Annotated in this window: 5 protein-coding genes; all 5 read right to left on the bottom strand. The window is 48.7% G+C overall.

All coding sequences use genetic code 11. From position 1 onward, the window contains the following. Nucleotides 1-755, bottom strand: a 755-nt coding sequence (locus KKD83_06330) for a glutamine--tRNA ligase (protein MBU2535764.1), incomplete at its 3' end; no start/stop codon positions are given. A 25-nt stretch (nt 756-780) separates the two neighbouring features. Further along, on the bottom strand, nt 781-2,244 hold the full coding sequence (locus KKD83_06335; protein ID MBU2535765.1) for a glutamate--tRNA ligase: 1,464 nt from the start codon (nt 2,242-2,244) through the stop codon (nt 781-783). Nucleotides 2,245-2,307: 63 nt separating this feature from the next. After that, on the bottom strand, nt 2,308-3,234 hold the full coding sequence (locus KKD83_06340) for a site-specific DNA-methyltransferase (protein MBU2535766.1): 927 nt from the start codon (nt 3,232-3,234) through the stop codon (nt 2,308-2,310). After that, on the bottom strand, nt 3,231-3,860 hold the full coding sequence (locus tag KKD83_06345; GenBank protein ID MBU2535767.1) for a ThaI family type II restriction endonuclease: 630 nt from the start codon (nt 3,858-3,860) through the stop codon (nt 3,231-3,233). The genes KKD83_06340 and KKD83_06345 overlap by 4 nt, the downstream gene beginning before the upstream one ends. A gap of 59 nt (nt 3,861-3,919) precedes the next feature. After that, on the bottom strand, nt 3,920-4,468 hold a 549-nt coding region (locus KKD83_06350), incomplete at its 5' end, for an RluA family pseudouridine synthase (protein MBU2535768.1).

Raw genomic sequence — 4,468 nt, forward strand, 5'->3', positions numbered from 1 at the left:
ACGCCCAGCTCGTCCAGGAACCAGTCGTATAATGGACGATGGTCTTCAAATTCCAGCGTGCAGATGGAATGGGTAATCCCTTCGACGGAATCCTCAAGGCCATGGGCCCAGTCGTACATCGGATAGATGCACCACTTATCGCCCGTGCGGGGGTGCTCGGCGTGCAGAATGCGATACATGACCGGGTCCCGCATATTCAAGTTCCGAGAAGCCATGTCAATTTTCGCCCGGAGCACGCGTGAGCCATCAGGGAATTCGCCGGCCCGCATACGCCGGAACAGGTCGAGGTTTTCCTCGATTGAACGGTTCCGGTACGGGCTCTGTCTGCCTGGCTCAGTTAAGGTGCCACGGTAGTCTCTTATTTCCTCCGCGCTCAGTTCATCAACGTAAGCTTTACCAGCTTCAACCAGTTGCACAGCATATTCGTACATTTGCTCAAAGTAGTCCGAGGCGTAGTACAGTCGGTCCTCCCAGTCAAATCCCAGCCATCTAACGTCTTCGATGATTGAGTCGATATACTCCTGTTCCTCCTTGATGGGATTGGTATCATCGAACCGCAGGTTGCAGAGGCCGTTGAACTCAGCGGCAATACCGAAATTGAGGCAGATGGACTTGGCGTGTCCGATGTGCAGATAGCCGTTCGGCTCCGGAGGAAACCGGGTATGGACCCGACCACCGTATTTATTTGTTCGGAGGTCATCATTGATAATGTCCGAGATGAAATCGCGGTATGGTTCAGAATTGGTTATGGTCATATTCGCGGAACCTTTCTATTGATTTCTACCCCAGCTTTCCCACCGCAACCCTGAGCCTCTTCAAACACCTTTCTTTACCCAGCACCGCCATCGTCTCAAAGAGTGGAGGGGCAGCAGTGCGGCCGGTGATAGCTACCCGAAGCGGGCTGAAAAGTTGCCCCACCTTGAGCCCCAGTTCCTCAGCCAGGGGCCGAAGCGTGCCTTCCAGCGAATCATGGTCAAAACTCTCCAGCAAGGACAGTTTTTCTTGAGCGGCTTTCAGTGCTTTGAGTGTAGTTTCGGTGGTCATCTTCTTACCCATTAGCAAAGATGCGTCATATTCCAATTCATCGAGAAAGAAGAAGTCAGCGTATGTCGCCGCCTCCGCCAGCGTGTTTATCCGCTCCCGAATCAGTGGCACAATTCGGCTCACGTATTCTTTAGAGACAGGCCGCTTCACCCCTTCAGGCAATCCGTTCTCCAAAAACGGCATAATTTTCTGCGACAACTCCTCGTAGCTCAACTCCCTCAGGAAAACCCCGTTCATCCAGTCGAGCTTTTCGTGATTGAAAATGGCCGCCGTTTTGCTGACGCGCTCCAGCGAGAAATTCTTTATCAGTTCATCTCTGGAGATGATGTCCGTCTTGTCATCCAGCGACCATCCCAGCAAGGCCAGGAAATTGACCATTGCCTCGGGGAGATAGCCCCGCTCATGGTACTCGGTGATGGACACCGCGCCATGCCGTTTGCTCAGCTTGGAACGGTCAGGCCCGAGTATCATCGGCAGGTGGGCAAGCTGCGGCATCTCGTAGCCAAGTGCTTCGTAGAGACGCTTGTGGCGCGGCACGCTGGGCAGCCATTCTTCGGCCCTCAGCACGTGGCTTATCTCCATCAGGTGGTCGTCAACAACGTTGGCCAGGTGATAGGTGGGGTAACCGTCCGACTTGAGCAGGACATAGTCATCGAGGGTGCTGTTCTCCACCACCACATCCCCCCAGATGACATCATTGAAGCCGGTCTGCCCTTCAAGAGGCATTTTGAAACGCACCACCGGCGTGATTTCTTCGGCTTCTTTCCGTTTTCTCTCTTCATCGCTCAGGTTGCGGCAGCGCCGGTCATAGCCGATAGATTGCTTTCTCTTCCGCTGTTCGGTGCGAATTTCCGCCAGGCGTTCCTGAGAGCAGTAGCATTGGTAAGCGTCGCCCTGCTTTACAAGGCGCTGCGCTGCCTCGCGATAAAGCTCCAATCGTTGCGACTGAAAATAAGGGCCATATTTGCCCCCCACCTCTGGCCCCTCATCCCAATCAAGTCCCAGCCAGCGCAGACCATCAAGGATGACATCCAGCGCTCCTTCCACTTTGCGGGCGACATCCGTGTCCTCGATGCGGACGATGAATGTGCCGCCGGTGTGGCGGGCGTAGAGCCAGTTGAACAGCGCCGTCCGGATATTGCCCACGTGGGGAAAGCCGGTGGGACTGGGAGCAAATCGGACTCTGACTGGTTTGGTCATTGAAGTACTCCTAAATACACAAGGCACTTAACTGTTCTTAAATGAAGTAAGGTGAGTCACTTTTTATATGGCCAGAGGAAGCGCAAATTGCTGTTTATACTCTCTTATTCTTCTCTCAGCTAGTTTCACATACTCTTCTTCTGTATCATAACCTATATAGTGTCTCCCGGTCTTAATTGCTGCCAAACAGGTTGAGCCGCTTCCGCAAAAAGGATCTAAAACTATTTCATTCCTAAAGGTATATAACTGAATCAATCTGTACGGAAGTTCCACAGGAAAAGGTGCGGGATGGCCTATCCTACGTGCTGATTCCGCGGGGAATGTCCAAACACTTTTTGTATACTTTAGAAATTCTTCTTTAGTTATTGTACTTACTTTGCCAGGCACATTTTGCCTATTAAACGCTTCTTTTGAAAAGACCAAAATATATTCGTGAGTATCTCTAAGTATAGGATTAGCAGCAGACAGCCAAGTCCCCCAAGCAGTAGAAGGACTAGCGCTAGAAGCCTTATCCCAAATTATTTCACCTCTCATAAAAAAACCGATTTCCAGCATATCTTGAATAATGTAGCTGTGTAATGGTATATATGGTTTCCTCCCCAAGTTGGCTAAATTTACACACGCCCTACCACCAGTAACAAGTTTTTTATGCACTTCTGTAAATATTCTCTTTAGTAGCTCCCTATATTCAATCAGAGTTAAATTTTCATCATATTCTTTTGTAACATTATACGGGGGTGAAGTTACCATCAGATGGACACTGTAATCAGGGATTTCGTTCATTTCCTCACTGGATTTACAAAAAATACGGTCTAAGGTCGATGGAGCAATCTCACATTCTAAATATAGTGTAGGTCTCTTGACTCTCTGACCTTCATAAAGCCTACTGTTGTAAAACTTCGTTGAATCGTGCCCGATTCGGCCTGGAGTTCCGAAGGAACTTGTCTCTGTGCCTTTTTTTCTAGTGAGATTTTTTTCCTGATCCACTATTCTCTCCAATAGTCAATCCATCTCTTATATGGATGATAGTCTATTTTTGATTTCTGCCACGTTATTTCGATAAATTTAGTTTTTTCGTCTCGCACCAATTGCAGTAAAGCTTCTTTACTAATCTCAACACCTCTAGGGTTTGTCCCAAGTTTAGGAAGTTTGATATACTTTTCTCTTCCTATTTCTTTAAATAATTTAGTCTGAATTTCCAGAGGGATATAATACACTCCTCCCCTATCGTTCCAAACTATTTGTACTAATACGATATCACAGCGTGGATGGTAGTTATTGAGAAACTCTCTCGCCTTTTGAGCATCAACCGTCCATATTAGTTTAACCCCGCTAAATCCTCTCCCCGTTATTGTTTTAACAGATACTGGTTGCCCAAATAATTCTACGTCAATCTCCGGCTCTATAATTGGGATGTCTGTTTTAACATTGCTTTCCCCAAATTTATAAATGAGCAAAGCAATTACTATCTTCTCACGAACAGAGCCTACTTCCATGCCAATTTTCCCAGCTCTAGAACTTTCCAGCTCAGCAATCTGGTATAAATAAGGTAAACGTCGTTTTATCTTGTTAATAAGTGACTCATCCGTGAATATTTCTATCAACTTATCATTCATTCACATAGTTCTCCACTTTCGGTTACTTAATTTATTTTATCATCAAAATTATCGACATTCTAGCTTATTTCTTTTAGCGCCTGCGCCAAATCCTCTGGCAGCTCAGACTTAAACTCCACATACTCGCCGCTCGATGGCAGCTTGAAGCCGAGGCGGCAGGCGTGCAGGAACTGCCTTGAGAGGTATGGCGACTTCACGCCGTAAACCGCATCGCCAACGACCGGGTAGCCGATGGCCGCCAGGTGTACCCGTATCTGGTGGGTGCGTCCCGTTTCTGGAAAGATTTCAAGAAGGGTATAGCCATCTAAATATTTTACGACCTGATACTGCGTGCGCGCCGGTCGGCCCTCCCTCACCACCGCCATCCGCTTGCGGTTCCGCGCATCCCGTCCGATGGCTGCGTCGATAATACCTTTCTCCGGCGTCAGGCGTCCTTTCACCAGCACCAGATACACCTTGACCACAGAACGTTTTCTGAACTGCTCTATCAGGTCCATCTGTGCTACCCGGTTTTTGGCCACAATCATCAGGCCTGAGGTGTCCTTGTCCAGCCGGTGCACGATGCCCGGTCGGAGGGAATCGCCCATCTGGGCCAGATGGGGAACATG

The sequence above is a fragment of the Chloroflexota bacterium genome, assembly GCA_018829775.1.
GTDB lineage: Bacteria > Chloroflexota > Dehalococcoidia > Dehalococcoidales > RBG-16-60-22 > E44-bin89.